We start from the raw sequence: 23,952 nt of genomic DNA on the forward strand, positions 1-23,952 counted from the left end.
AAAATCTCTATTTTTATAAAAAAAAGGATAAGCTAGGCAATATATAAAGAATATCCGGTTCGCGCAAAGACCGCGATTGGGAGAAAATTTTATGAGTTTAGCATCTGTGTTGCCGTTGGAAGCTGCTTCTCCGGCATATATTTGTCCATTCGATCAAGCCTGTAGTTACCTGGAAGCTGCGGCTAAGGAATTAAGGTTAGATCGAGGAATAATAGAAATTCTCAGCCATCCACGCAAAGTGGTAACAGTTTCGGTTCCTGTGAAACTAGATAGTGGGGAAATACAAGTTGTCGCCGGACATCGGGTGCAGCACTCTGATGTTTTAGGCCCCTACAAAGGCGGAATACGTTATCATCCGGCTGTGACATTGCGGGAAGTTTCAGCTTTAGCAATGCTAATGACATGGAAATGTGCCCTATTGGGTATTCCTTACGGTGGTGCCAAGGGTGGTATTGCGATCGATCCAAAACGTTATAGTGTCGGAGAATTAGAACGGATCAGCCGTCGTTATATCAGCGAGTTGATTAAAGATATTGGGCCTTCCGTGGATATTCCTGCACCAGACATGGGTACTTCTGCCCGTGAAATGGCTTGGATGATGGATACTTACTCAGTGAATGTCGGTCATGCTGTACCGGGGGTTGTCACTGGGAAGCCGCTTTCTGTGGGCGGTTCCAGGGGACGAGAAATGGCAACTGGGCGCGGGGCGATGATTATTGTACGCGAGGCGCTAGCAGACCAAGGTAAATCTTTGGCGGGAGTGCGAGTAGCCATTCAAGGTTTTGGTAATGTTGGCAGTGCTGCTGCTGAATTACTATACGAAGCAGGAGCAAAAATTATCGCTGTTTCTAACAGTGCAGGGGGAGTATTTTCCCAAGATGGTCTTGATATTCCCAAGTTAAAAGCCTACGCCGCCGAAAATCGCAAGAGTATCGTCGGTTATCCCCAAGCAGTAGCAATTAGCAATGCAGATTTATTAACTTTGCCTTGCGATGTTCTGATACCAGCAGCTTTGGAGAACCAAATCACTGAAGAAAATGCGAATCAGGTGCAAGCGCAAATTGTTGCGGAAGCAGCTAACGGGCCGGTGACTCTAGAGGCTAGCTTATCCTTAGAAGCGCGGGGTGTGACAGTACTACCAGATATTTTGGCCAATGCTGGCGGTGTGGTGGTGAGTTATTTAGAGTGGGTGCAAGGTCTTTCTTACCTATTTTGGGATGAGGAACGCGTCAACCGCGAAATGGAACATTTGATGGTGCAAGCTTACCACCAAGTAATTCAGCAGTCGAAGAAACGGCAAGTTTCTTTGAGGTTGGCAGCTTATACACTAGGAGTAGGTAGAGTAGCTCAAGCACTGACTGACAGGGGTCTTTATCCTTAATATTTAGGGATATACGGCTGTTTTCAATCAAATAGACAAAATGGTAGGGGCACAATATATTATATTGTGCCTGATAACGGTGTAATGATGTGTACTATAGATAGATAATTTTTTGATTTTATTTGTAATGATAATATTTTCAATTCAGAATTGCCTTTGACATCACAAATAATAGGAGTTGAACAAGGGTATGGTGGTACAAATAGAACCAACAATTGAGACTTTATACGACCAAGATTATTACCTTTGGTTGAGGACAACTATCAATCAACTTCGCGCTGGACAGTTTTCTGCTGTGGATTTAGATAATTTGTTAGAAGAATTAGAAACTATGGGTCGAAGAGAGAAGCGAGCAATTGAAAGTTTATTAATTAAGCTTCTCGAACATCTATTAAAGCTCAAGTGTTGGGACGAAGAGCGAGAACGTAATCAAGGACATTGGAAAGGAGAAATTAGGACTTTTCGCAGAGAGATTAAAAAAGCTCTTAAAGATAGTCCGAGTTTAAAGCCTTACATTTTAGAAATATTTGATGAATGTTATCAAGATGCAAGAACAGAAGCAAGCGATCGCTCTCAACTTGGCATTGACATATTCCCCTTGATACCCATTGGCTCTTTAGAACAAATTTTAGATGAAAACTGGTTTCCTGTTGACCGTTGACGCTTCAGAGTCAACGGTTAACAGTGTTCTATGGAATATATTTTTACTTGAAAGTCCCTGATTTATGATTCACTTGAAGGTGCAGCAGCATGAATTAAGTCAGGAGTCTCTTTGAGAGGAGGACGCTTAATGCTTTGAGTTACTGTGGGACGTTGATGGCGATAGCGAGTTTGTATCTGTACGGGTTTACCAATCTTAATTGACTCGTAAAGCGCCTGAATGATACTAACATCAATCAGCCCTTCAATCCCAGATGGTTCTGGGTCTTTATCTTCAAGAATACAATTAGAGAAGTAAGTAAACTCAGCAGCTAATTGGTCGCGATCGTCAAAGGTACGCTCTTGGGTTTTACCATCAATTGTTAGGTAATGTTTGATTTCTCCCTGCCAAGGATAGGCAGGTTCTACTCGCAAATCTCCTTTAGTACCTACAATCTGATAAGTTCCAACATTAGCCGCCCCAAAGCTACAGGTAAATGTTGCCAACCGTTCATTGGGGAAACGTAAAATGACACTAGTCATTTCTTCCACTTCGCTGAAGCGTTGTTCTCCCTTATTAGCAGCAACAGCAAATACTTCTATTGGTTCATCTTGAAATAGATAACGTGCAGCATTAATACAGTAAATGCCGATATCGTCCAGGGTTCCGCCACCTGTTACATTTCGTAAACGAATATTGCCTTCTTCTACTTGTTGAGTAAAAACAGAATTGAAAATTCGTGGTTCGCCTATTTGTTTTGAGCGAACAATTTCCACCGCTTGTAAATTTGCTTCTTCCAAATGTAAGCGGTAGGCAATCATCAATTTTACACCGTTATCATTGGCAGCTTTAATCATTTCCTCGCATTCTTGTTCTGTCATCGCCATTGGCTTTTCACACAACACATGAATTGCCTGATTAGCAGCCCGTACAGTGTATTCACGATGCAAGTGATTGGGCAAGGCAATATAAACTGCATCAACCTCACCACTTGTCAAACAGTTTTCATACTCCTCGTAGGAATAAGTCTGCTTTATGCCGTACTTTTTGCTCAGTTCTTCTCTTTTTGTGGGGTCATCGGAAACCAGTGCAACTAATTCAGAGTTTTCCGTGTGGGCAAAGGAAGGTAAAGCAGCTTGTTGGGCAAACCAACCTAAACCAACAATAGCATAACGAATTTTACGCTTACCATTTGTAGCAGTCATTTTTGTACCTTTTAATGAACGAAATTTACGAATTTTCAGCGATGATTATGCTTTGTTTGGGACTGGCTATTTATCAAAAATAAATAATATCAATAGCAATTAAGCTGAAAATTTAGAGGTCTAGCTATGGGTTTTCATACATTTTCAATAATTTGATAAATTAAAACATCATTCTTCTAGTAAGCTTTCGTTTAGACTTAAGGAATATTTATGGCATTGCAGTGTGAGGTAAAGTCATAACCTCAGTATGAAGCACAATAAGACAGGGTGGATAAGGGTTAGGGGGGATAAGAATTAGGGGGATAAGGGTTAGGGCGAACAACCGTTCGCCCGTACAGTTTGTTGGGTTGGGGGATTGGGAAAAATAAATGTGGTGAAATTTTTCGATAAATTTGATGAAATATAATCCACAAATACACGATCGCAATTCTACCCGCCTGAGGGGATACGATTATTCTTCTGCGGGATTTTATTTTGTGACGATTTGCACCTACAAGAGACAATGTTTATTTGGTGAAATCGTTAATGAAGAAATGGTCTTGAATGAATACGGAAAAATTGTTGCCAAAGAATGGATCGAATCTTCAGAAATTCGTCAAGAAATTGAATTAGACGAATGGATAGTCATGCCTAATCATTTTCACACAATAATTGCCATTCACCAACCACCTGGTTGTTTGCCCGATACCTCCAACAATTCCCCTCAAACCAATGATAATTCCCAAAGAATAATCCCACCTATGAAACCGCGATCGCTTTCATCTGCCATCGCTGGATTCAAATGTGCTACTACCACTCGTATTAATACAATCCGCAACGCAGCTGGTACACCTGTATGGCAAAGAAATTATTACGAACACATCATTCAAAATCAATTTTCATTAGAAAAAATTCGTCAATATATCCAAAACAACCCACAATCGTGGAACAAAGACCAATTACATCCCAATATCCAATCAAAATGGTAGGGCCGAACGGCTGTTCGCCCTGAATTTATTCGCCCTGGATTTATTTGCCCTGAATTTATTCGCCCTGGATTTATTTGCCTTACTGCACAGGAAAAACGCCATCACCCGTTGCTTCTCTACCAAACCCGATTAAAATAAATACGCAACTTGGGTTTCCATAGGAGTTATCCAGCCGTGCAGCCGGACTTAATAGGCTTGGAAATTAGTAAAGGGGAACTGAGACGCTTGACTGGGTTCGACCCAGAAGACGTTTTTCGTCCCTCTGTTTTGCGAGATCGCAAGAAGCGATTGGGGTTTTTGATCAATGAAATACTGGTGACATTGGCGCTAACGCCAATTATCGTTGGCTTTATTTATGCCTTTGTTATTTTGCCAACAATTGGGTCTTCAATTAAATTTGGAATTCTTTTACTAATTCTAGTGCCAATCCCGATATTGGTGGGGCGAGCGCTCTGGCGACAGTTGAGTTTTCCAGAAGGACTGACAATACTTTTAGATGAAGTTGATAAATATCATGACCTGATTAAAGCCATCGATATTAATGACCAATTGGCAGCATCAGGAAATCTAGAAAGCAGTGTCCAAGACAGAGATCGAGTCACCGCCGCCTTGCAACTGATTCGAGAAGATTTAGTCCGCGCTCTGAAAACGGAACGAATTTTGCGAGATAATAAAAATTTGCTTGCTAATAATCAAGAGTTATTTGTCAATAATTTAGCTAGTCTCCAAGCTTTACAAGTTAGCACTCAAGCAGGCGAATACGCTCAACTTTTAAATCAATCATTGCAGATTGCCATTGATGTGCAAGCAGAAATTAGAAAATTGCACAAAAGTTGAGTTGATGGCAGGTAATGGGCAATGGGCAAAGAAAGTCTCTTGAAGCTGGGATTTGACCATCATAATTGATGTCTTAAACTATGCTTCAATTGCTATTTTTTCTAAAAAAACGATCGCCTGATTGATAATTTATTGATGATAACAGCCCTCGTTCGCTCTGTGAAATCAATCCAAAATCTAAAATCTAAAATCTTCTAAATGAGCAATAAACCTAAAATAATTGTCTTAGACGACGATCCTACAGGTTCTCAAACAGTCCACAGTTGCTTGCTGCTAATGCGCTGGGATGTGGATACTCTACGCATAGGATTACAGGATGATTCACCGATTTTCTTCGTGTTGACTAACACAAGATCCTTAACCGCAGAGTCAGCTGCATCTGTGACTAGAGAAGTTTGCCAAAATTTGAAAATTGCTTTGCAGGCTGAAGGAATTGATGATTTTTTGATTGTCAGCCGTTCTGATTCTACCTTGCGCGGACATTATCCCATTGAAACAGATGCGATCGCTCAAGAACTCGGCCCTTTTGATGCCCATTTTCTCGTACCTGGATTTTTTGAGGGTGGACGCATTACCCGTGACAGCGTACATTATTTAATTGTTGGCGGCGTACCCACTCCAGTCCATGAAACAGAATTTGCCCGTGATTCGGTTTTCAGCTACCATCATAGTTACTTACCCAAGTATGTCGAAGAAAAGACTAAAGGACAAATTCAGGCCGAAGCAGTACAACGGTTTCTCTTAGCTGATATTCGCTCTGGTAGTCTAGAACGCTTGCTAAAACTGAGTAATAATCAGTGTGCTGTTGTCGATGGTGAAACTCAAGCCGACCTCAATGGCTTTGCACTAGATGTATTAACAGCAGTAAGTCGTGGTAAACGCTTTTTATTTCGCAGTGCTGCCAGCATTTTAACTGCTTTAGCTGCTTTACCTCCCCAACCAATCGCTGCTGAAAACATGGCACAATATGTCCGCCAAAAAAAACCAGGTGTGGTGATTGTTGGCTCCCATGTGAAAAAAACTACTCAGCAATTAGAGGCATTATTGCAAGTAGAGGGAACTGTGGGAATTGAAGTTGATGTAGCGCGACTACTAGATAATCAGACAAATCAATCGGCTGTACTCCTACAGGAAATTCATGAAAGTACGCGGTTAATACATGAGGCTGGGAAAACACCCGTGGTTTATACTAGCCGTCAAGAACTGAATTTTCAGGATGTCAAGACACGATTGGACTTTGGGGTCAAGGTTTCAGCCTTATTGATGGATATTGTCCGCAGTTTACCATCTGATATCGGATTCTTAATTAGCAAGGGTGGCATTACCTCAAACGATGTTTTGAGTGCTGGTCTAGCTTTAACTTCTGCACGCTTACTCGGTCAAATTTTACCTGGCTGTTCAATGGTGCTGACACCATCCAATCATCCCCAATTTCCCGATTTACCTGTGGTGCTGTTTCCGGGTAATGTTGGTGATACTGATGCTTTAGGCACAATTTATCAACGGTTGACTAAAACAGCTTTCAGTGATATTGCGAGAGAATAGTTGCTTGCAACTACTCAAGTTTTTTTAAACTAGCGATCGCACACAATTAATTCACTAATTAGAAGAATGATTGCAACATAGAAAGGGCCGAAAATCCGATTTAATCAAGGTTTTTGACCCAGATGCTAGGCTAGGCTTGCTTCAACATAGTGCTACACCATCGTAAATCTCAAATCCAAAATGTTATAAGGATGTTGTCGTATTTTGCAAACGATCTAATATTGGTAATTATTCGGTGTATCCCCTGTCTTTTGGTTAGTACTGCATGACTTCTGATTCCGCATTACCCAATCTCAAGTCAAATTCTGCACCTCCTAATGCAGACCCAAACTCTATTAATTCCCAGGTAGAGAAAAATCCCGCTGTTTCGGATTTAGAATCAGATTCTATCCTCCCGGATGCTGAGTTAAATTCGGTACTGTTGTATTTAAAATCAAATACTGAGCTTGCGGATGTAGAACCAACTCCTGCCAAGCCGGACATAGAGTTAAATTCCGCCAACTCTATTTGGACTGATTTAGATAGTGGTGACTCACCATTATTAAGACAGCGGCCAAATCAGAATATTCAAGTCCAACTCAAAAGTGAAGGGGGAAGACTGTTATTAATTTTACCCCAGGAGTCTCAATTACCTGCATCTGAAGTTAGTTGGTCTGATATTTGGCAGCAAACCAGACAGCGCTTGAACGCTGGCGATCGCTTCCGCATACCTAATACACCAGTGCATCTAATGGCACAAGACCGTCTAGTAGATGCCAGACAACTGCAAGAACTTGCCGAAGCTTTGAGTGAAGTCCAACTGCGATTAGTATCAGTCTCCACTAGTCGTCGGCAAACTGCGATCGCTGCTGTCACATCTGGTTACTCAGTAGAGCAATTACAACCCGTAAACTCCCTGAATACAGAGCCAAAAGCTACAGCCATACCCCAGGCAGATGCACTTTATTTAGAAATGACTGTACGCTCTGGAGTAGAAATCCGTCATCCTGGTACAGTAATTATCTTGGGGGATGTGAATCCAGGTGGTATTGTAGTTGCAGATGGGGATATTATCATCTGGGGTCGTCTACGTGGAATCGCTCATGCTGGTGCTGGAGGTAATCTTTCGTGTCTGATTATGGCCTTGCAAATGGAACCAACCCAATTGCGGATCGCAGATGCTGTAGCTAGAGCGCCAGAAAAATCGCCGATGCAATTTTCTCCAGAGGTGGCACATATTACACCCCAAGGAATTCGCATCGCCAGGGCTACTGATTTTTCCAGAAATCAATCGATCAAGACCGACAAGCAACCCTGAATATTTACTTAAAACATTAAGGATATCCAGGGTAAAACATAGCGATTTTTATGTAGATAGAATACACTACTTTAATCCATAGCCCTTTCCCCCTGGCAAAGTGTATTGTATATAACTGAAAAACGCTATAAAAAAGCACTCGTACCTGATTCTCGCCTTAGAGATTCAGATATTTCTTCATACTTGATACGATACTTCATACTTTATACTGCATTTACAGTTTTATATTTCCTGAACCCTCATTGACCGCATTTCTATCATGACTCGCATTATTGTGATTACCTCCGGCAAAGGAGGAGTGGGTAAAACCACCGTTTCAGCAAATCTAGGCATGGCTTTAGCTAAAATGGGCCGTCAAGTTGCCTTGGTTGATGCGGATTTTGGTCTGAGAAATTTAGATTTGCTCTTAGGGCTGGAAAACCGCATCGTCTATACTGCGGTGGAAGTCCTAGCAAGAGAGTGTCGTTTAGAACAAGCCTTAGTTAAAGATAAGCGACAACCTAATCTCGTACTTTTGCCAGCAGCCCAAAATCGTTCTAAAGATGCAGTCACACCAGAACAAATGAAGTTATTGGTGAATGCATTAGCCCAAAAATATCAATATGTAATTATTGATAGCCCCGCCGGTATTGAAAATGGATTTAAAAATGCCATTGGCCCAGCCAAAGAAGCGCTAGTCGTGAGTACACCAGAAATTTCCTCTGTTCGTGATGCTGATAGAGTAGTTGGATTACTAGAAGCACAAGGGGTTAAGCGTGTTCATTTAATAATTAACCGCATCAGACCCGCAATGGTGCAGGCAAATGATATGATGTCAGTGCAAGATGTTCAGGAACTTCTCGCCATCCCCTTGATCGGGGTAATCCCTGACGACGAGCGTGTTATTGTATCTACCAATCGCGGCGAACCTTTGGTATTAGGAGAAACTCACTCTCTAGCTGGCACAGCCTTTGAAAACATTGCTCGGAGATTGGAAGGGGAAAACGTCGAATTTCTGGATATCGACTCGTCCCAAGACAACTTCTTCGTGCGTCTTAGAAAGTTGTTCTCGACCAAGATTGTTTAACTTAATTTTCGAGTCTCTGCGCCAGACCTATTCGTAATGATTGAACTTCTAGAAAAACTTTTTTCTCGTGGCCCTGATAGCAGTCGAACTCAAGTGAAACGTCGCCTGCAATTAGTGATTGCTCACGATCGCGCTGACATCGACCCCCAAACGTTGGAAAAAATGCGGCAAGAAATCCTAGATGTCGTCTGTCGCTATGTCGAAGTTGAAACAGAAGGCTTAGAGTTCTCTTTAGAAAGCAACCAACGAACCACAGCTTTAATTGCAAATTTGCCCATCCGCCGAGTCAAAGGTGGTATACCTGAATGGGAAAGAGGTGATAAGTAGCCATAATTTTAATCTTAAGTATTTGTAAAATTAAAATCACGTTATAGTTTCAGCAGATAAATTCCCATTGCCTTAGTTTTAAGCACATCAGTTGCTTTCACTAAGAAACTCCAAAAAATAAACTATTGCGCTTGGGGTCGTTGACTGCTGAATGCTGACTGTCAACCATCAACGGTGAACAGTTAACAATTAACAGTCTTCTATCGAATATTTTTTTACTTGGAAACCCATAATCTGTGTTTGTTGGTTTTGCTACGAGCTTTAATATTCAAAGCTTTCCTTGAATAATAAAAAACCATGTCCTTTGTGGGCATGGTTTTTGAGTTAGTAGCCAGATTTGAATCCTGTTTTAAGCTAAGGGAACTCCAAAAAATAAATTATTCAGGTTTGTGTTGTTGACTCTTGACTGTTAACTGTCAACCGTCAACGGTCAACAGCCAACACGAAAATATATGCTTTCTTAAATTAATAGATAGATGCCAAGACTTTATCTGCTGCTGCGCGAAATGCTGTCGCTGCGCCAGCACTCATATCTCGTGGCGCACAGATGCGATTTCTCACGTAGGCTAGAGTAATGGCACCAACAGCAGCTGGGATTGGATCGACGGTTTCTTTTCCACCAATTCTACCCCAAGGCAATGGCAGATTATTTCCATTAATTAGATAGTCTGCCAGCAATCTCAGGTGAAAATCAACTGCTTCGGCGATCGCTGAAATATCACCATTGGCTGCTAAAGCTTGCACTCCAGAGTTTTTCAAAATATCTTTGATTGCAACTTCCCGGTTATCACTCAGTCGCTCAGCTGCTTCTGCTCGATATCGAATTTCCTGGCTAGCTGTTGCATCCAATGGCAATGGATTTCCCACCGGTGTTGCACCCCATCTACGGCGCAGCAGTAAATTATTTGTGGTGTTATCAGACTTCACCCTGTGATATGCAGGACGCTGATTAAGTGCCTCCAACCAACCATTAATTCTGGGGAAGCGGGGGTTTCCTTTGATGTGATAGCCACGGTATACAGGCAAATTAGCCGCCAATCTATCTAAATGAGGGCTATACATAATGTCTACCAAGCTAAAACTTGAAACAAAGTAAGGGCCAGGATATTTACCCAAAGCTTGCTCAAGCTCATCTAATTTAGCTTCAAATGCTGCCTGGAAATTTGCTAATTCATCGGCATCTGTAGGAGTTTGTCTTAAAAATTTATAGGCAATCTCTCTAAATCCATTGGTTTCAGCATCTTCAACCCATTGTCTGGCAATGGCATTTTCCTGTGGATCTTCAGGAAGTAGGGGAGGATTACTAAAGCGTTCTTCTAAAGCCAGGAGAATATCTTTAGATTCATAGACTAACTTGCCTTCAATTTTTGCACCAGGGACAAGGGATGTGGGAACTAAATCTCTATACCACTGGGGTATATTACTCAAATCGATGAATTCCGTTGTAAAGGGAATTTCCTTTTCTTCTAGAGCAAACCAAACTCTTTCGCAGAAAGGACACCAGGAATTAGTATCTCGATAAAGGAGAACTGGTGGTTCTGTATTTGGGGAAAGTTTATCTAAACCGCTAGGAATTGGTGTAGTGGAAGGAGATTGTCCCGGTCTTTTGACCCTACGAGCAGAAGTATTTTTCCTCGCAGTCTCTAACAAATCTTCCCAACTCGATATCGTATTTTGAATAGACATATATTATCTCGCTTTATTAGCAACGCCAGAAAAGACAAATAACTGTTGTTCTTTGGGTACTGTCAAATTTTTACCAAGGTAACGATTAATACCTATACCCATGTCTCCTGTAGCTGTGAGTTTGAAGTTCACTTCTTCAAATCCAAAGACACGGAGAGTTTTTCGTACATTGTCAGAGTAAGCAATACCATTAGAATGTCCGCGAGTCCAGATAACAAAAGCACCTTCTTTACTGAGAAAACTCAGGTTATCCAACAAGCGATTCAGTTCAGTTTCTTCAGGCAGATTGCCAAAGACACCACACACAAGCACAATATTTGCTGGAACTGCTCCTACATAGTTGGTAGCGATGGTTGCATCACCGTTGATAAATTCAATTTGCTTGTCTAAACCCAAAGATTCTATAGTTGCTCGTCCGCGTTCAACTAAACTTGGATTTATTTCCACAAGTCTTGCGTAAACATCCTGCTTACGAGGGTGATTTTTTAAAGTTCCTAGCAAATCTCGTCCATCACCCGCGCAAACACTAACTATATGAATAGGGCCATCAGCAGATGCATTCAAACTATAAGCAATATATTCCCGCACGATTTCTAGACGCTGTTGCAATTTTGGCTCACTATTGTAGAGTTCGTGCCATTCAAACCAGTCTCTTGGCATAAGAGGTGATTCCCATTTCATGTAAATTACCGTAAAATAAAACTACGATAAATCGGTATATAATTAGTAGTTAATTGATGAACGCAAAGCTACCATAGAAGTCGATCTAAAATCAAGTCTCATTAAAAGTAGGTAATAACAATTCAAAATTCAAAATTCAAAGGTTTTGGGGTGTGCATCAGATGGCAGGGTTCGATGCCGATAGCGCCAGAAAACAATACCAGATTCCAGATGACTATGAGCCTGTGACAGCCCTAGCAGTGGGCTATCCTGGCGATCCACAAAGTCTTGGTGATGGATTGCGCGATCGCGAATTAGCACCCCGTACCCGCAAACCTTTGCAGGAATTTGTATTTGGCGGACAGTGGGGAAACACTTCACCTTTGTTGACAAACAATAAATTGTAGGGCTGTTTGACTAATGTCTGTGTGCGCCATAATCGTGTTTATACGAACCTAAAACTCCACGCAACGAGGAGGATAACAACATGAAAATCTCACCAGTTGTGAATGAAGGATTTTCGCAGATTCCCATCGTTGATATTAGCGCCTTGGTTTCTAGAACAGATGAACGCCACACAGTCGCTTCTCAAATTAAACAAGCATGTTGCGAGTGTGGGTTTTTCTATATTGTTGGACACGGTGTAGACGAGAATTTACAGCAACGCTTAGAACTACTGAGCCGACAATTTTTCGCCCAGGATTTAGAAGCTAAATTAAAAATCCGTATGGCTTTGGGTGGTAAAGCATGGCGGGGATATTTCCCCGTGGGAGACGAACTGACATCTGGTAAACCCGACCAAAAGGAGGGTATTTACTTTGGCGCAGAACTGGGAGAAGAACATCCACTAGTGCAAGATGGTACTCCTATGCATGGTTCTAACCTCTTCCCAGCTAATATTCCGCTTTTCCGTGAGACAGTACTTGAATATATGGAGGTAATGACCGAGCTTGGACACACGCTGATGGCTGGTATTGCTCTAAGTTTGGGACTGGAAGAGTCTTATTTTGCTGACCGTTACACAGCAGACCCACTAATATTATTCCGTATTTTTAACTACCCTCCCTATTCATCACCGTCAGATTCCCAAGATAAATGGGGAGTTGGCGAACATACAGACTACGGTATTTTAACTATTCTCAAGCAGGATGATTCAGGGGGATTGCAGGTGAAATCAAGATCGGGCTGGGTTGCTGCGTCTCCGATTCCTAATTCCTTTGTCTGTAATATTGGCGATATGCTAGACCGGATGACGGGAGGTTTATATCGTTCTACACCCCATCGGGTTCAGAATTTGTCAGGACGCTATCGCCTTTCGTTCCCGTTCTTCTTCGATCCAAATTTCAATGCTGAGGTGAAGCGGATTGAATTAGACGGATTATCAATAAATGACGATAAAAAACAACGCTGGGATGGCGCTAGCGTTCATGATTTTCGAGGAACTTATGGTGATTATGTATTGAGTAAGGTGTCTAAGGTTTTTCCAGAGTTGCGACGGACGTTTGTTTTGACAGCTGACAGCTATAGCAGAGAACAGGCAATAGACAATAGGCAACAGGGTTGAAAATCGTTTAGCATCTAGGTTTTACCATCAGTTTATGTCTTGGGACTTCCAAGGAATAAAATCACCAATGCTTCTTGAAAAAGTGCTGGCTCGACTGGAGGCGCTGGGTGATAGTGCTGATGACACACAAGCATCAAATCATCATACTCAAAAGATTGCTGAGTTAGTTCTTGTTTATGATGAAAATCTAGAATTTGTTGATGAGGATTGGTTGTTACATCTCGATTCTCCAATGCTCGAAATAAGTTAAACTTCAATCATTGTTCGTATCGATTTCTGGGCATAATTCGTTGTGCCGTAAGATTCGGATCGTCTCTCGCCCAGGATGTTTGAACAACACATAAAACTCACTATTGGGCATTCTCAAGTCTTCAGGAATGAGATAAGTTTGGATTGCTTCTGTTAGCACTAACCCATGCCCAGGAAATAGAATAATGGTAATTTCACCAGCAAGTAGGCATCCTAAAACTCGTGCAGGAACACGCACATAAAAACACGAACTGTCTTCTTCCTGGTGCATATCACTTGTAAGCATGAGTTAGTAATGCGCTACAACTATTATTAACTAACTAATTAATTATTGTTTACAATTAAAATTGGCAATTTTAAGAAACTCTAGGACTTTCAACTGCTATAAACGAAAAAAATTCCCGTTATCAGTTGTGATGACAACGGGAGTCCATCAAATTTTTTATCGCCTATCTATCTATAAGCAACTTGTGGCCCTGCCCAAATTTCTGTAACCTGTTTCCCGAAGGTAATAGGCTGATCGTCATCGGTTGTGCTGACGGTCTTGCCATCGTTAGCAACTTTCACCAAAGGCCAGTTTTCCTCACCCAGTTCGCCTGCACGAAATAGGACATGATCGGGTTGGCTTTTACTCCAACCTAACAACACTGCGATTTTCTCTGCGTCATGTTCTTCATTAGCAGGAGCTACGACATTAGCGTGATTTTTTTGTCGATCCCAAATCACAGCGCTATCTGTAGAATCACCTGTGTTGAATACGCCTTCAAATTTTCGTGCCAAAAAGCGATCGCCTTTTTCTGACCAACTAACAGGAACTAACACCCCAATTTGACCAGTGGTATCAGTTTCTTCTGCTGACACCGCCTTGAGAGCTTTAGTTTTTAATAGGGGATCGCTAACAGGAGTAGTTGAAGCCATCACCCACATTTTCTTAGTTTGCCTATCTTGTACAAACAAAACGCTGGTGACACGACTGTTGTACATTTCGGGTTTTACTTCTAGTTGCACTCGGCTATAAACAGCATATTTTCCATCTGGAGAAATTACTGGAATGCTGCGGTAATGACGCACTCCAGAACCACCGTTAGAACTAATAGCTTCTTGAGTAGTTGTAATCCATTTCCAAGGAATAGGATGAGGACTACCGATGGGATCTATTTGTTCTGCTTGGGACTCATCAACTGGTTCACTATTGGGTATTTCCGTTGTTATGGTTGGTTGTGGATCTTTAATAGTTGGTGCTATTTGAGTTGCCGCCAATGATTCAGTAAAACGTTTTTCTCTGGGCAAATAAATTTTTTCTTCTTTCAAAGATTTGATATGGGCAGCTTTGAGTTTTTGTACTAATTTAATTTGACCAACAGGAACATCTGTTAATGGTGCAAGTTCTACTTCTGCTAGAGGATCGGGAACATTTAAATCACTGCTTGCAAGAGAACTATCTAGTTGTGCAAAAGACTCAATTTTATAGTCTTTATACTCTGGTAATACTTGCGGTGCCTGAATAGCGCTGCTTTGTGTTGGCACAGAATCAACTTCTTCTGCTGATGAGTTGACTCCATCTACTGTTAATGTTTCAGCTATCTCAGGTTCCCCAACTAAAGCTATTTCCTTTGACACAGGTTCCGACTCTTCAGTAATTGAAGTTCGTTTAACTACTTCGGATTTTACTGGAGTCGAGTGACCGGATGCTCCTAACAAGGGTGCGATCAATATCACAACGACAACGTAATTAAGAAATGGTTGGGCGCGGAACCATCCTGACAGCAAAAGGGGTTTAAGCATTTGTAGACTCTCTAGAGGGGCGGTTGCTTATGTGAGGAGCAATACCTATGCAGCAATGGAGCAAGCGATAACTATATGTATAACAAGAAACTAAAAGCTTTTACTAAATAATTTCTTTATTTGCGGAAATCTACAACTTTTTTGTTTCATTATACACATCTTTTCTTTTTACATTACTGAATATTTTTTTCCGAAAATATGCGAGTATAGTAACTATGCCGATAACTCAGTAGTTACTACATATCTATAAGTTGCAGTGTAAACACACTTGAACACACCACAAGCGCCTATATTTTAGGGGTTATTTAGCTTAAATTTAGGACTAACTTTATCGAGTAAAGTTAGAGTGCTTAAACTATACTGTTGAACTTTATCCTAGCGATGGCTAGAAACAATCAACGAGGAAGAGTTATCACACTACATTCAGTGCAGACCCCGGTAATGGTAAACGTGAGGCGTTACGTGGAAAGCTGGGAAAGCAGACACATAATACATAATACTCAGAAAATACTGCTGCCAGCAACTTTAAGTTAGAAATTGCAACTTAAATTACAAAAATATTTGCAACGCAGTGCTTTATTAAAAAGATAGACTTGTACTGAATTTAAGCACAATCATTAGCACAACAGCAATATACACCGAGTTAATTCTCTAGATACACTCTTAAGTACGTAGACCTTTGGGGGTTACTAGAGGGAGATGCAGTTGATTATGAACTTTTATTGTTGCTAACTTAATGTATTTAAGTTAATCGAACAGTCTATAGTTTCAACAAATACGGTAATATCTTACCACCAAACAACAAAATTATGAAATATGTAACTTAAAAGTTGTCAGTTATCAGGGGCGCACTTACCATTAACTAGTGATTAACGATTAATAGGTGATGAAAATCGTATTTTTTGGTACTCCTCAATTTGCTGTCCCAACTTTAGAAAAATTATTAAATAATTGTAAATTTGAGGTGTTGGCAGTTGTTACCCAACCAGATAAACGTCGAGAACGTGGAAACAAACTGACTCCTTCACCTGTAAAAGCGATCGCCACAGCTCATAATTTACCAGTATGGCAACCGGAGCGGGTAAAAAAAGACACCGAAATATTAAATCAACTCAAACAATCAGATGCAGATGCGTTTGTTGTTGTGGCCTATGGACAGATTTTGTCCTCAAAAATCCTCAATATGCCAAAGTTGGGTTGTATTAATGTGCATGGTTCGATTTTACCGAAATATCGTGGTGCAGCGCCGATTCAATGGTGTTTGTATAACGGTGAAACGGAAACTGGGATCACCACCATGTTAATGGATGCGGGTATGGATACCGGTGCAATGCTACAAATAGCTACCACACCCATTGAATTACTTGATAATGCTCAAGATTTAGCTCAAAGGCTAGCTGCAATTGGTGGGGATTTGTTGGTGGAAACTTTATTGAAGTTAGAAAGTAAAGAAATTCAACCAATACCTCAAAATAATCATGAAGCTACTTATGCGCCTTTGATTCAAAAACAAGATTATGTTTTGGATTGGTCAAAAAGTGCTATTGAATTACACAATCAAATTCGAGGCTTTTATCCCAATTGCACAGCTATCTTTCGTGACAAACCGCTAAAAATCACTGCTTCTGTTCCCCTAGCGACAAAGAGCAATGGCCAGCTTCCACCAGAATTCCAAGGATTATCCCATAAGTTGCCTGATTTGTCAAATATATCAGAGAAACCAGGAATTATAGTCAGTATTGCCAAAGGAATTGGGGCAATTGTCCAGACTGGGGAAGGTTTGTTGCTGTTGCGAGAAGTTCAGCTAGCTGGTAAACGTCCCCAGTCCGGATGGGACTTTGTTAATGGTAGTCGATTAACAGTGGGGGAAGTGTTTGAGATGGGGAGTTGAGAAGTTGACAATTTTAGATTTTGAATTTTGGATTTTGGATTAAAGGAAAATCTAAAATCTAAAATCTAAAATTAAATCGCTCCTAACTTTTCATAAAAGCGGCAAGATTCGCAAGGGCCATCTGGGTTGACTGCACAGCGAATGATTTCTGAGTGAGCATTGTAGCAACAAGTTGCATCGCCAATTACCCAACGTCCTTCCACCAAACTTTTCTCAGATGGTCGTTTTGCAGACTGGACATAAATGGCAATATTATGCAGACGGTAGCGTCCTGCTTTAAGTTGATATCGATGACGGCGTTCTAGAACCGCGTAGGTTTTACCTTCAAAATCGAGATAATTTCCAGGTTGGGGTGTCCAATCAAGTTGCACTCTACCGAGGGACTCACGCGGATGCGTGAGAATCACCTCGGTTTGTAAAGAGTCTGGCTCCATAAGCTTATGTGATTTGATTTACATTATAAGGATGTTATCGCAATAACTTTCTTTAGCTTACCGAATTTAGATTACAATTAATAATTCAGGATTAGCATGGAATGGGGCATTGGGCATGGGGCAAAGGGCAAAGGGCAAAGGGGAAAGAGAAAAAAAAGATGCCTCCTTTTCCCTTTAACCTTTCCCCTTTTCCCTTGGTGAAGCCATCTCCCCAGTTCCTTGTATATCTTTGAAAGCTACGGCAACCAAAATTCAGGCAAAATGGATTTGCTAAAATCGCGTAGTGTTTGGTTGAGCGATCGCGCCACTTGGATATGCGCTTCATCTGCTTCCACTGGTAAAATCTCAGATGGTTGTCCTTCTCCCAAATAAGACACCACTAAATTCGCTGCTTCTAAACCAGTAACGTAAGCTTTTTCTTGAGACCAGGAACCGTGACGGTTAACAATCCAATCTCCACTCATAAACACGTTATCAAAACTGGTCTTGGCTGGTAACATGTGACGGTAGCTACCGGGGGCAAAGTGAGTCACTGCTTGAGGTAGGCGAATTACGCTGCTATCAATTAGCTTTGCTTTGCGAAATTCTGGGATACAAGTTGCTAAATAACGCTGAATTATTGGTAAAATCTCCTCATCGCTCAAATTCAGAAATTGATTGGCGTGATAAAAATCGGCTTCGATTACCGTTCCTGGTTCGTGGCGATATTCGTCATGTAGGGTATTTAAATCAAAAAATGTCCAGCCTGTGGTTGCATCAAATCCGAAGCAAGCGTTAGAAGGACGAGGAATATCAATTTTGCGATCGAACCATAACCGCGTTGCTAAAACATCAATTGCTCCCAAATTGCTTAAATTCCGAAATTCTTCACGACTTTGTAAACTAGGACTACTGGAAACAATTTTCTTTATACCTGTAATTCCAACTGCAAAAATCACAGCATCGGCATCAAAAACTTCATCGCCGCAAACCACAGCTTTTGCTCGCTGATTACTATCAACAATTAAATCTGTAACTCGCTTTTTCGGTAATACTCGCGCCCCAGCTTTTTCAATACGTTCCACCCAAGGACGAAATATCTTTTCTCCCACAGTTCCCCGACACCAAACCACATCAAAATCAGGTTGATGAGCCAAAATAAAATAGTAAAGCATCCCCAAAGTTGCCGCCGCTGAACATTGTTCGCCAGGGGCAAATAAACCCACTAATAACATTGGTTCAAAAGCGTCGCGGTAAAGTCGAGAAGAAACATTAAAGTCTTTGAACAATTCGCGAGCAGTAACAAAATCATAACGCCGCCAAGCCGCATCAGAATTATCAAAATCAACAACAGCGTAAAGTAAAGCTAAAGCACTCAGGCGGTCAATGAGTGGCAGCCGTTTAAATTGAGTGTAGAGAAAAGTTCCCAGAGGTGCTGGGAGTCGTGGTAAATCTTGAAAAATTGGTGATTCAACTTCTAACCCCGCAGGGGAATATTGGGAAGAACGAGTCCAAGTAGTAAAAGGATTAATTCCTAATTCATTGACGAGGGAAAAAATATTTTTGTAAGGATACCAAAAGCCATGAATACCGGCTTCTACAGATTTTCCTCTGGGTGTTTGCCAACCTGCCACCAGTCCACCGGGATAAGAACCTGCTTCTAGAAGTGTCACATCATAGCCTTGTTTTGCCAAATGGTAAGTTGCTCCTAAACCTGCCCAACCTGCACCAACAACTACCACCCGTTTTTGTTGTGACTCTTCTACCATCATTGCCTCCGATTCTTCCAGTCCAAGAATTTATGATAGCGTAGCTTCTCCGTAGGATTGGGGAATAAGGAGTAGGGAGTGGCAACAGATATTTTGCTACAGCCCTAAATTCCGAAGTTTCCGCAAAATTGGAAATTTAATAAGGAGAAGCAATTGAGTAAAAACTCCTTGCGGTTAATGCTGAGTTGAGAGTATAACAGAAAACAGATTTAATTATTTATGGGGAATAATCCTAATGACTCAATTAGCAAATGTAAAATTCAGTTTGGATAACTATGAATTACGAGATGGTATTTATTTTCCCAGTGACTACAAAGATTTGAACAGTACTCAACACAAAAAAACCTGGGATAAAATTGGTAAAACATATTATGGCTCCCAAAAAATTGAAGCACTGGCAGATGAATCACCCATCAAACAAGATTACACTCTGCTAACTGGTACTCCTGGAGGTACTTGGAATAAATTCCCATTGAATAAATCTGTTGATTCAGTTCTGGAAATTGGTTGCGGCTATGGTCGCGCACCTTTACATCTTTCTAAAGCCAAAAATTTGAGATGTAAAAAATATTATGGTATTGATATTTCGGAAACTTTATTGCGGCGTTTAATTAAAGTCAAACAAGAGTACGATTTTTTCCCCGAAGCGGAGTTTAATATAATTTGTAATTCTGCTGAAACATTACCTTTAGCAGATAATTCTATAGATTTGGTAATTTCTAATTGTGTATTTATGCATATACCAGATGCACAATTAAGAAATTTATTGGCAGATATATCTCGTGTACTCAAATCTGGTGGAATTTTTGTTTTTAATCATTCATTTCACAATAAGTCTTGCCCATCTCATATCATCCACAATTTTATCAGAAAGTTGAATCCATTTGCGAGAAATCCAGTTTATTTAAAGCAATATTCAACTGCGGAAATAGAGGAAATGTTGGCAAATGCAGGGATGAAAACCAAATGCCCAGAGTATATAGTTGAACCAACCGAAGAATATGCAATTCTCCCGGAAACTGTTAAGGGAATTAAGATCCCGTTTGCTAAAGCTATCAATCAAAGTCTCAGACCACCAGCTAATTTAAAAGCAACTTTGGCTTATGGTTTTAGTGCCTACAGCACAAAACTGGACTAATAGGGACAATATCCCCGATTTTTTAGAGACGTTGCAATGCAACGTCTCTACATTATTTTAAAATTTGTATGATTTAGAACTGTCTTAGCCAAATTTTATAAGCTAAACAACTAAACCCAACAATAATTAAGCAATAAAGTCTAAAGCAGTAGATACGGTTGTAGTATCTTGTACCACAGCAATTAAATCGCCATTTCTATAGATGAGGGTATCTAAGGCTGCGCCACCACTGAAATTTGAGGTTTTTTGCAGAGTGTAGCTATTGAGACTACCGCCGATTCTAATTTTGTCGCTATCTGACCGCTTGAAGTCTGTGATGATGGCATATCCACTGCCCAAATAGTCGATGTTGGTAAAGGAACCATTGTAACCAAGGCTGAATGTATCTGCCCCAGTACCGCCAGTATACCTATCGATTTCACCACTACTACCACCGTAGCCACTGAGAAAATCATTGCCTGCTCCACCAACGAGTGTGTCATTTCCCCGTCCCCCGTAAAGCAAATCATTACCATTTCCACCACTCAGGTGGTCATTACCCGCAGGAGTACCGCTACCATTAGTGATTTCATCACCGAAGAGTACATCATTATCATTCCCACCATAAAGTGAGTCATTACCGGCTCCACCAATGAGATTGTCAATCCCATCATCACCATAGATAGAATCGTTCCCGCCCTTACCCTCGATGTAATCGTTTCCTCCGAAACCACTTAGGTAGTTTGAGTAATCATTTCCTGTAATCTTATTGTTAAGGTTGTTGCCGCCACCATAGAAAGCAGTATTGGCATACATCAATGTCAAATTTTCTAGGTTAGCCCCTAGAGTGTAATTAGTATAAGATAAAACTATGTCAGTGCCTTGGTTGCTATATTCAGTAATGGTGTCAGATGTATCTCCCGTTGCAGAGATAATGTAAGTATCATTCCCTGTTCCACCAAGTAAAATATCATTACCTGCTCCACCCCATATAAAGTCATCACCTGCTTCACCGTAGATAACATCATTGCCGTTATCTCCGAAGAGGTAATCTTTGCCTCCACGGCCTAGTATGGTATCGCCGCCCTCGCCGCCATAAACATAGTCATCTCCTTCTCCAGCATCAATGATGTCATTTCCGCCTCTGCCATAAATTCTATCGTTGCCTGCATAGCCAAAAATGGAGATGTCAGCAGATTCAGTGCCGTTGAGGTTGTCATTACCAGAAGTGCCGTAGATAGCCATAAATTAATGTCCTCTGAGAATTTTTCTTAGGACTGATGTCAGTTTCATATTTTTTTAGTTGTCTAGACAGGAGGCAAAGGCTCCACTCTAAACGCCATAAAATAAGATATATGTTTAGTCCTGACATATTCTCCAAGATAAATATTCTCTGTTTCGGATTTATTCGATTTGCTTAATTGTTTGTGATGTAATTTACCAACTTTTACCAACTTTTTGAAACTAAAGTTGGTAAATTAGGGATTAGTTGAGCTAATTTTTCCCTACGCAACTATGCCATTGGATTTATCGCCGCTTTGGATATCACTGAAAACTTCATTACTCGCGACATTTATTACTTTCTTTTTAGGCATTGCTGCTGCCTACTGGATGTTGGGATATCGTGGCAAAGGAAAATCTTTGATTGAAGGTATCTTTATTGCTCCTTTGATTTTACCGCCCACAGTTGTAGGTTTTTTGTTGTTGCTGTTTTTTGGGAAAAATGGCCCTGTAGGGAAATTAATGCAGACTTTCGACTTCACCATTGTCTTTACTTGGTATGGTGCAGCGATCGCCGCTACAGTCGTTTCTTTCCCGTTAATGTATAAAACTGCACTGGGAGCCTTTGAACAAATAGACAGCAATCTCCTACGAGTAGCCAGAACCCTTGGTGCAACCGAAAGGACAATTTTTTGGCGTATTAGTTTACCCTTAGCACTACCTGGTATTTTAGCTGCCACAACCCTGGCCTTTGCCCGTGCTTTAGGAGAATTCGGCGCAACATTAATGCTGGCTGGTAACATTCCCGGACAAACGCAGACAATCCCAATGGCAATTTATTTTGCAGTGGAAGCGGGAGCGATGAACGAAGCGTGGTTTTGGGCGATCGCAATTATGGTGATTTCTCTATCTGGAATTATTGGGGTTAACTTTTGGCAAGAACTTAGGGAGAAGAGGAGGGCAGGGGGAGCCGGGGGAGCAGGGGAAGCAAGGGAAGCAGTTTTTTATCGGCCGGACTTTAATTTTGAGTCGCGGGGATTGTTTGTTGACATTGAAAAGATACTTCCTAGTTTTCATTTAAAAGTGGCTTTTAACAGCGATGAGCAACCTTTGGGGTTATTAGGAGGTTCTGGTGCAGGTAAGAGCATGATTTTGCGATGCATTGCGGGGATAGAAACGCCCACAAGAGGGCGGATAGTTTTAAATGGCAGAGTGTTGTTTGACTCCGAAAAAGGAATTAACGTACCTAGCCGCGATCGCCGCATTGGTTTTTTAGTACAGAATTATGCTTTGTTCCCCAACATGACTGTGGGGCAAAACATCGCTTTTGGTTTGCCTAAAGGATTGTCGGCAGGGAGTATTAGAGTACAGATAGAAGAACTATTATTAAATATGCAGTTGCAGGGATTAGGCGATCGCTATCCACACCAACTTTCAGGAGGTCAACAACAACGGGTAGCCTTAGCAAGAGCATTGGCCAGTCAACCGGAAGCATTGCTTTTAGATGAACCTTTTTCAGCACTCGATACCCATCTGCGTAGTCAATTAGAGCAGCAAATGACAGCAACCCTGGCTGACTACCAAGGCGTGACTTTATTTGTCACCCATAATATGGAAGAAGCTTATCGGCTTTGCCCAAATCTGTTGGTATTAGAGCATGGTCGAGCCGTCCATCACGGTAGCAAATACGATATTTTCGAGCGTCCCACCACTGTAGGCGTTGCCCAAATCACCGGATGCAAAAACTTTTCCCAGATTATTCTTCACTCACCGCAACAGGTGGAAGCAACTGATTGGGGTTGTACTCTCCATGTTGTGGAAGCAAGCAACAGTCAACTGTCTCACATCGGCATTCGTGCCCATCAAATTGTCTTAACCAACGACTCATCAGCTGAAAATACCTTTCCTTGTTGGCTAGCACGGACGAGCGAAACGCCCCATCGAATGACATTATTTTTGAAGCTGCATTCTCCTGCTAATAATTCTCAAGATTATCATTTGCAAGCTGAAGTCTTCAAAGAAAAATGGGTGACGGTCAAAGACCAACCTTTTCCTTGGTATGTGCGTTTAGATCCTTTGCGTTTGATTTTGATGAAATGAATCCCCAGTGAGTTAAATCTCCTCAATTCTGACTTTCTTAGGTGGAGGTGGTACTTCTTTCGGTTTGGTACGGACAATAAAACCATCTTTTTGTAAGAAAGATTGAATTTCCTTTATCTCATCCCAAGCTCGGTAGAATTTATGATGGATTTGATAATACAAATCATTGATGTAGTATTCTGCCATTTCTTTCTTCCCTTCATACCGAGCCTGGGAAACTTTAATATCAGT

General features: G+C 41.1%; 23 protein-coding genes. 14 read left to right on the forward strand and 9 right to left on the reverse strand.

The genetic code is table 11. The features are described from left to right. Window positions 1-91 precede the first annotated feature (91 nt). Window positions 92-1,381 (forward strand): Glu/Leu/Phe/Val family dehydrogenase, encoded by a 1,290-nt coding sequence (locus VF06_RS32240; RefSeq protein ID WP_099070147.1) that lies wholly within the window; start codon window positions 92-94, stop codon window positions 1,379-1,381. 190 nt (window positions 1,382-1,571) lie between these two features. After that, the gene (locus VF06_RS32245) at window positions 1,572-2,042 is read left to right on the forward strand and encodes a DUF29 domain-containing protein (RefSeq protein ID WP_099070146.1); all 471 of its coding nucleotides are present in this window, start codon (window positions 1,572-1,574) and stop codon (window positions 2,040-2,042) included. A 62-nt stretch (window positions 2,043-2,104) separates the two neighbouring features. Here VF06_RS32245 and VF06_RS32250 read toward each other — a convergent pair whose 3' ends face one another. Continuing rightward, window positions 2,105-3,226: a Gfo/Idh/MocA family protein gene (locus VF06_RS32250; protein ID WP_099070145.1), complete on the reverse strand. Its 1,122-nt coding sequence runs from the start codon at window positions 3,224-3,226 to the stop codon at window positions 2,105-2,107. A 395-nt stretch (window positions 3,227-3,621) separates the two neighbouring features. Here VF06_RS32250 and VF06_RS32255 point away from each other — a divergent pair, with 395 nt between their 5' ends. The 6 genes from VF06_RS32255 (at window position 3,622) to minE (ending at window position 9,266) form a co-directional block, all read left to right on the forward strand. After that, entirely contained in the window at window positions 3,622-4,194 is a 573-nt protein-coding gene (locus VF06_RS32255; protein WP_099070144.1) for a transposase, read from the forward strand. Between the two features lie 174 nt (window positions 4,195-4,368). Next, a complete protein-coding gene (locus VF06_RS32260) occupies window positions 4,369-5,031 on the forward strand; it encodes a hypothetical protein (RefSeq protein WP_099070143.1) in 663 nt (220 codons plus the stop codon). 198 nt (window positions 5,032-5,229) lie between these two features. Then, complete coding sequence (locus VF06_RS32265; protein ID WP_099070142.1) at window positions 5,230-6,576, forward strand: four-carbon acid sugar kinase family protein; 1,347 nt, start codon at window positions 5,230-5,232, stop codon at window positions 6,574-6,576. Between the two features lie 265 nt (window positions 6,577-6,841). Further along, window positions 6,842-7,873 carry a septum site-determining protein MinC gene (gene minC / locus VF06_RS32270; RefSeq protein WP_099070141.1) on the forward strand — a complete coding sequence of 344 codons (1,032 nt, stop codon included), beginning with the start codon at window positions 6,842-6,844 and terminating at the stop codon, window positions 7,871-7,873. A 259-nt stretch (window positions 7,874-8,132) separates the two neighbouring features. Beyond that, the gene (minD, locus tag VF06_RS32275) at window positions 8,133-8,939 is read left to right on the forward strand and encodes a septum site-determining protein MinD (RefSeq protein ID WP_096537093.1); all 807 of its coding nucleotides are present in this window, start codon (window positions 8,133-8,135) and stop codon (window positions 8,937-8,939) included. Window positions 8,940-8,975: 36 nt separating this feature from the next. Further along, window positions 8,976-9,266 carry a cell division topological specificity factor MinE gene (minE, locus tag VF06_RS32280; RefSeq protein WP_099070140.1) on the forward strand — a complete coding sequence of 97 codons (291 nt, stop codon included), beginning with the start codon at window positions 8,976-8,978 and terminating at the stop codon, window positions 9,264-9,266. Between the two features lie 465 nt (window positions 9,267-9,731). Here the strand turns inward: minE and VF06_RS32285 are convergent, their stop codons facing one another. Together VF06_RS32285 and VF06_RS32290 are read right to left on the reverse strand one after the other, a co-directional pair. Next, window positions 9,732-10,952 carry a glutathione S-transferase family protein gene (locus VF06_RS32285; protein WP_099070139.1) on the reverse strand — a complete coding sequence of 407 codons (1,221 nt, stop codon included), beginning with the start codon at window positions 10,950-10,952 and terminating at the stop codon, window positions 9,732-9,734. Window positions 10,953-10,955: 3 nt separating this feature from the next. Continuing rightward, window positions 10,956-11,612: a class I SAM-dependent methyltransferase family protein gene (locus tag VF06_RS32290; protein ID WP_099070138.1), complete on the reverse strand. Its 657-nt coding sequence runs from the start codon at window positions 11,610-11,612 to the stop codon at window positions 10,956-10,958. A gap of 182 nt (window positions 11,613-11,794) precedes the next feature. Here VF06_RS32290 and VF06_RS32295 point away from each other — a divergent pair, with 182 nt between their 5' ends. The 3 genes from VF06_RS32295 to VF06_RS32305 all read left to right on the forward strand — a co-directional run bounded on the left by VF06_RS32295 (window position 11,795) and on the right by VF06_RS32305 (window position 13,426). Continuing rightward, on the forward strand, window positions 11,795-12,019 hold the full coding sequence (locus VF06_RS32295; RefSeq protein WP_099070137.1) for a nitroreductase family protein: 225 nt from the start codon (window positions 11,795-11,797) through the stop codon (window positions 12,017-12,019). Window positions 12,020-12,099: 80 nt separating this feature from the next. Next, window positions 12,100-13,176, forward strand: a complete 1,077-nt coding sequence (locus VF06_RS32300) for an isopenicillin N synthase family dioxygenase (RefSeq protein ID WP_099070136.1) — start codon at window positions 12,100-12,102, stop codon at window positions 13,174-13,176. A 67-nt stretch (window positions 13,177-13,243) separates the two neighbouring features. Then, window positions 13,244-13,426: a hypothetical protein gene (locus tag VF06_RS32305; RefSeq protein WP_143861775.1), complete on the forward strand. Its 183-nt coding sequence runs from the start codon at window positions 13,244-13,246 to the stop codon at window positions 13,424-13,426. Between the two features lie 3 nt (window positions 13,427-13,429). Here VF06_RS32305 and VF06_RS32310 read toward each other — a convergent pair whose 3' ends face one another. Continuing rightward, a complete protein-coding gene (locus tag VF06_RS32310; RefSeq protein ID WP_244918211.1) occupies window positions 13,430-13,711 on the reverse strand; it encodes a hypothetical protein in 282 nt (93 codons plus the stop codon). A 167-nt stretch (window positions 13,712-13,878) separates the two neighbouring features. Beyond that, the gene (locus VF06_RS32315; protein WP_099070133.1) at window positions 13,879-15,210 is read right to left on the reverse strand and encodes a hypothetical protein; all 1,332 of its coding nucleotides are present in this window, start codon (window positions 15,208-15,210) and stop codon (window positions 13,879-13,881) included. Window positions 15,211-16,096: 886 nt separating this feature from the next. Here VF06_RS32315 and fmt point away from each other — a divergent pair. Further along, entirely contained in the window at window positions 16,097-17,101 is a 1,005-nt protein-coding gene (gene fmt, locus VF06_RS32320) for a methionyl-tRNA formyltransferase (protein WP_099070132.1), read from the forward strand. Window positions 17,102-17,172: 71 nt separating this feature from the next. On the opposite strand, the gene VF06_RS32325 is transcribed toward fmt, so the two are convergent. After that, the gene (locus VF06_RS32325; protein ID WP_099070131.1) at window positions 17,173-17,535 is read right to left on the reverse strand and encodes a DUF6464 family protein; all 363 of its coding nucleotides are present in this window, start codon (window positions 17,533-17,535) and stop codon (window positions 17,173-17,175) included. Window positions 17,536-17,771: 236 nt separating this feature from the next. Continuing rightward, on the reverse strand, window positions 17,772-19,283 hold the full coding sequence (locus VF06_RS32330) for a hydroxysqualene dehydroxylase (RefSeq protein WP_099070130.1): 1,512 nt from the start codon (window positions 19,281-19,283) through the stop codon (window positions 17,772-17,774). A 235-nt stretch (window positions 19,284-19,518) separates the two neighbouring features. On the opposite strand from VF06_RS32330, the gene VF06_RS32335 reads away from it, so the two are divergent. Beyond that, a complete protein-coding gene (locus VF06_RS32335; protein WP_099070129.1) occupies window positions 19,519-20,421 on the forward strand; it encodes a class I SAM-dependent methyltransferase in 903 nt (300 codons plus the stop codon). 126 nt (window positions 20,422-20,547) lie between these two features. On the opposite strand, the gene VF06_RS32340 is transcribed toward VF06_RS32335, so the two are convergent. Further along, window positions 20,548-21,645, reverse strand: coding sequence for a calcium-binding protein (locus VF06_RS32340; protein ID WP_099070128.1), 1,098 nt, complete (start codon window positions 21,643-21,645; stop codon window positions 20,548-20,550). 270 nt (window positions 21,646-21,915) lie between these two features. Here VF06_RS32340 and modB point away from each other — a divergent pair, with 270 nt between their 5' ends. Then, a complete protein-coding gene (gene modB, locus VF06_RS32345) occupies window positions 21,916-23,721 on the forward strand; it encodes a molybdate ABC transporter permease subunit (RefSeq protein ID WP_099070127.1) in 1,806 nt (601 codons plus the stop codon). A 12-nt stretch (window positions 23,722-23,733) separates the two neighbouring features. Here modB and VF06_RS41580 read toward each other — a convergent pair. Then, on the reverse strand, window positions 23,734-23,952 hold a 219-nt coding region (locus tag VF06_RS41580), incomplete at its 5' end, for a hypothetical protein (protein WP_371411633.1).

This window comes from Nostoc linckia z4 (assembly GCF_002608075.1).
Lineage (GTDB): Bacteria > Cyanobacteriota > Cyanobacteriia > Cyanobacteriales > Nostocaceae > Nostoc > Nostoc linckia.

Excerpts from the sequence above, each read along its gene's own strand:
- VF06_RS32240 (WP_099070147.1), top strand. The coding sequence starts at position 92 with ATGAGTTTAGCATCTGTGTTGCCGTTGGAAGCTGCTTCTCCGGCATAT.
- VF06_RS32245 (WP_099070146.1), top strand. The coding sequence starts at position 1,572 with ATGGTGGTACAAATAGAACCAACAATTGAGACTTTATACGACCAAGAT.
- VF06_RS32250 (WP_099070145.1), bottom strand. The coding sequence starts at position 3,226 with ATGACTGCTACAAATGGTAAGCGTAAAATTCGTTATGCTATTGTTGGT.
- VF06_RS32255 (WP_099070144.1), top strand. The coding sequence starts at position 3,622 with ATGAAATATAATCCACAAATACACGATCGCAATTCTACCCGCCTGAGG.
- VF06_RS32265 (WP_099070142.1), top strand. The coding sequence starts at position 5,230 with ATGAGCAATAAACCTAAAATAATTGTCTTAGACGACGATCCTACAGGT.
- minC (WP_099070141.1), top strand. The coding sequence starts at position 6,842 with ATGACTTCTGATTCCGCATTACCCAATCTCAAGTCAAATTCTGCACCT.
- minD (WP_096537093.1), top strand. The coding sequence starts at position 8,133 with ATGACTCGCATTATTGTGATTACCTCCGGCAAAGGAGGAGTGGGTAAA.
- minE (WP_099070140.1), top strand. The coding sequence starts at position 8,976 with ATGATTGAACTTCTAGAAAAACTTTTTTCTCGTGGCCCTGATAGCAGT.
- VF06_RS32285 (WP_099070139.1), bottom strand. The coding sequence starts at position 10,952 with ATGTCTATTCAAAATACGATATCGAGTTGGGAAGATTTGTTAGAGACT.
- VF06_RS32290 (WP_099070138.1), bottom strand. The coding sequence starts at position 11,612 with ATGCCAAGAGACTGGTTTGAATGGCACGAACTCTACAATAGTGAGCCA.
- VF06_RS32295 (WP_099070137.1), top strand. The coding sequence starts at position 11,795 with ATGGCAGGGTTCGATGCCGATAGCGCCAGAAAACAATACCAGATTCCA.
- VF06_RS32300 (WP_099070136.1), top strand. The coding sequence starts at position 12,100 with ATGAAAATCTCACCAGTTGTGAATGAAGGATTTTCGCAGATTCCCATC.
- VF06_RS32305 (WP_143861775.1), top strand. The coding sequence starts at position 13,244 with ATGCTTCTTGAAAAAGTGCTGGCTCGACTGGAGGCGCTGGGTGATAGT.
- VF06_RS32310 (WP_244918211.1), bottom strand. The coding sequence starts at position 13,711 with ATGCTTACAAGTGATATGCACCAGGAAGAAGACAGTTCGTGTTTTTAT.
- VF06_RS32315 (WP_099070133.1), bottom strand. The coding sequence starts at position 15,210 with ATGCTTAAACCCCTTTTGCTGTCAGGATGGTTCCGCGCCCAACCATTT.
- fmt (WP_099070132.1), top strand. The coding sequence starts at position 16,097 with ATGAAAATCGTATTTTTTGGTACTCCTCAATTTGCTGTCCCAACTTTA.
- VF06_RS32325 (WP_099070131.1), bottom strand. The coding sequence starts at position 17,535 with ATGGAGCCAGACTCTTTACAAACCGAGGTGATTCTCACGCATCCGCGT.
- VF06_RS32330 (WP_099070130.1), bottom strand. The coding sequence starts at position 19,283 with ATGGTAGAAGAGTCACAACAAAAACGGGTGGTAGTTGTTGGTGCAGGT.
- VF06_RS32335 (WP_099070129.1), top strand. The coding sequence starts at position 19,519 with ATGACTCAATTAGCAAATGTAAAATTCAGTTTGGATAACTATGAATTA.
- VF06_RS32340 (WP_099070128.1), bottom strand. The coding sequence starts at position 21,645 with ATGGCTATCTACGGCACTTCTGGTAATGACAACCTCAACGGCACTGAA.
- modB (WP_099070127.1), top strand. The coding sequence starts at position 21,916 with ATGCCATTGGATTTATCGCCGCTTTGGATATCACTGAAAACTTCATTA.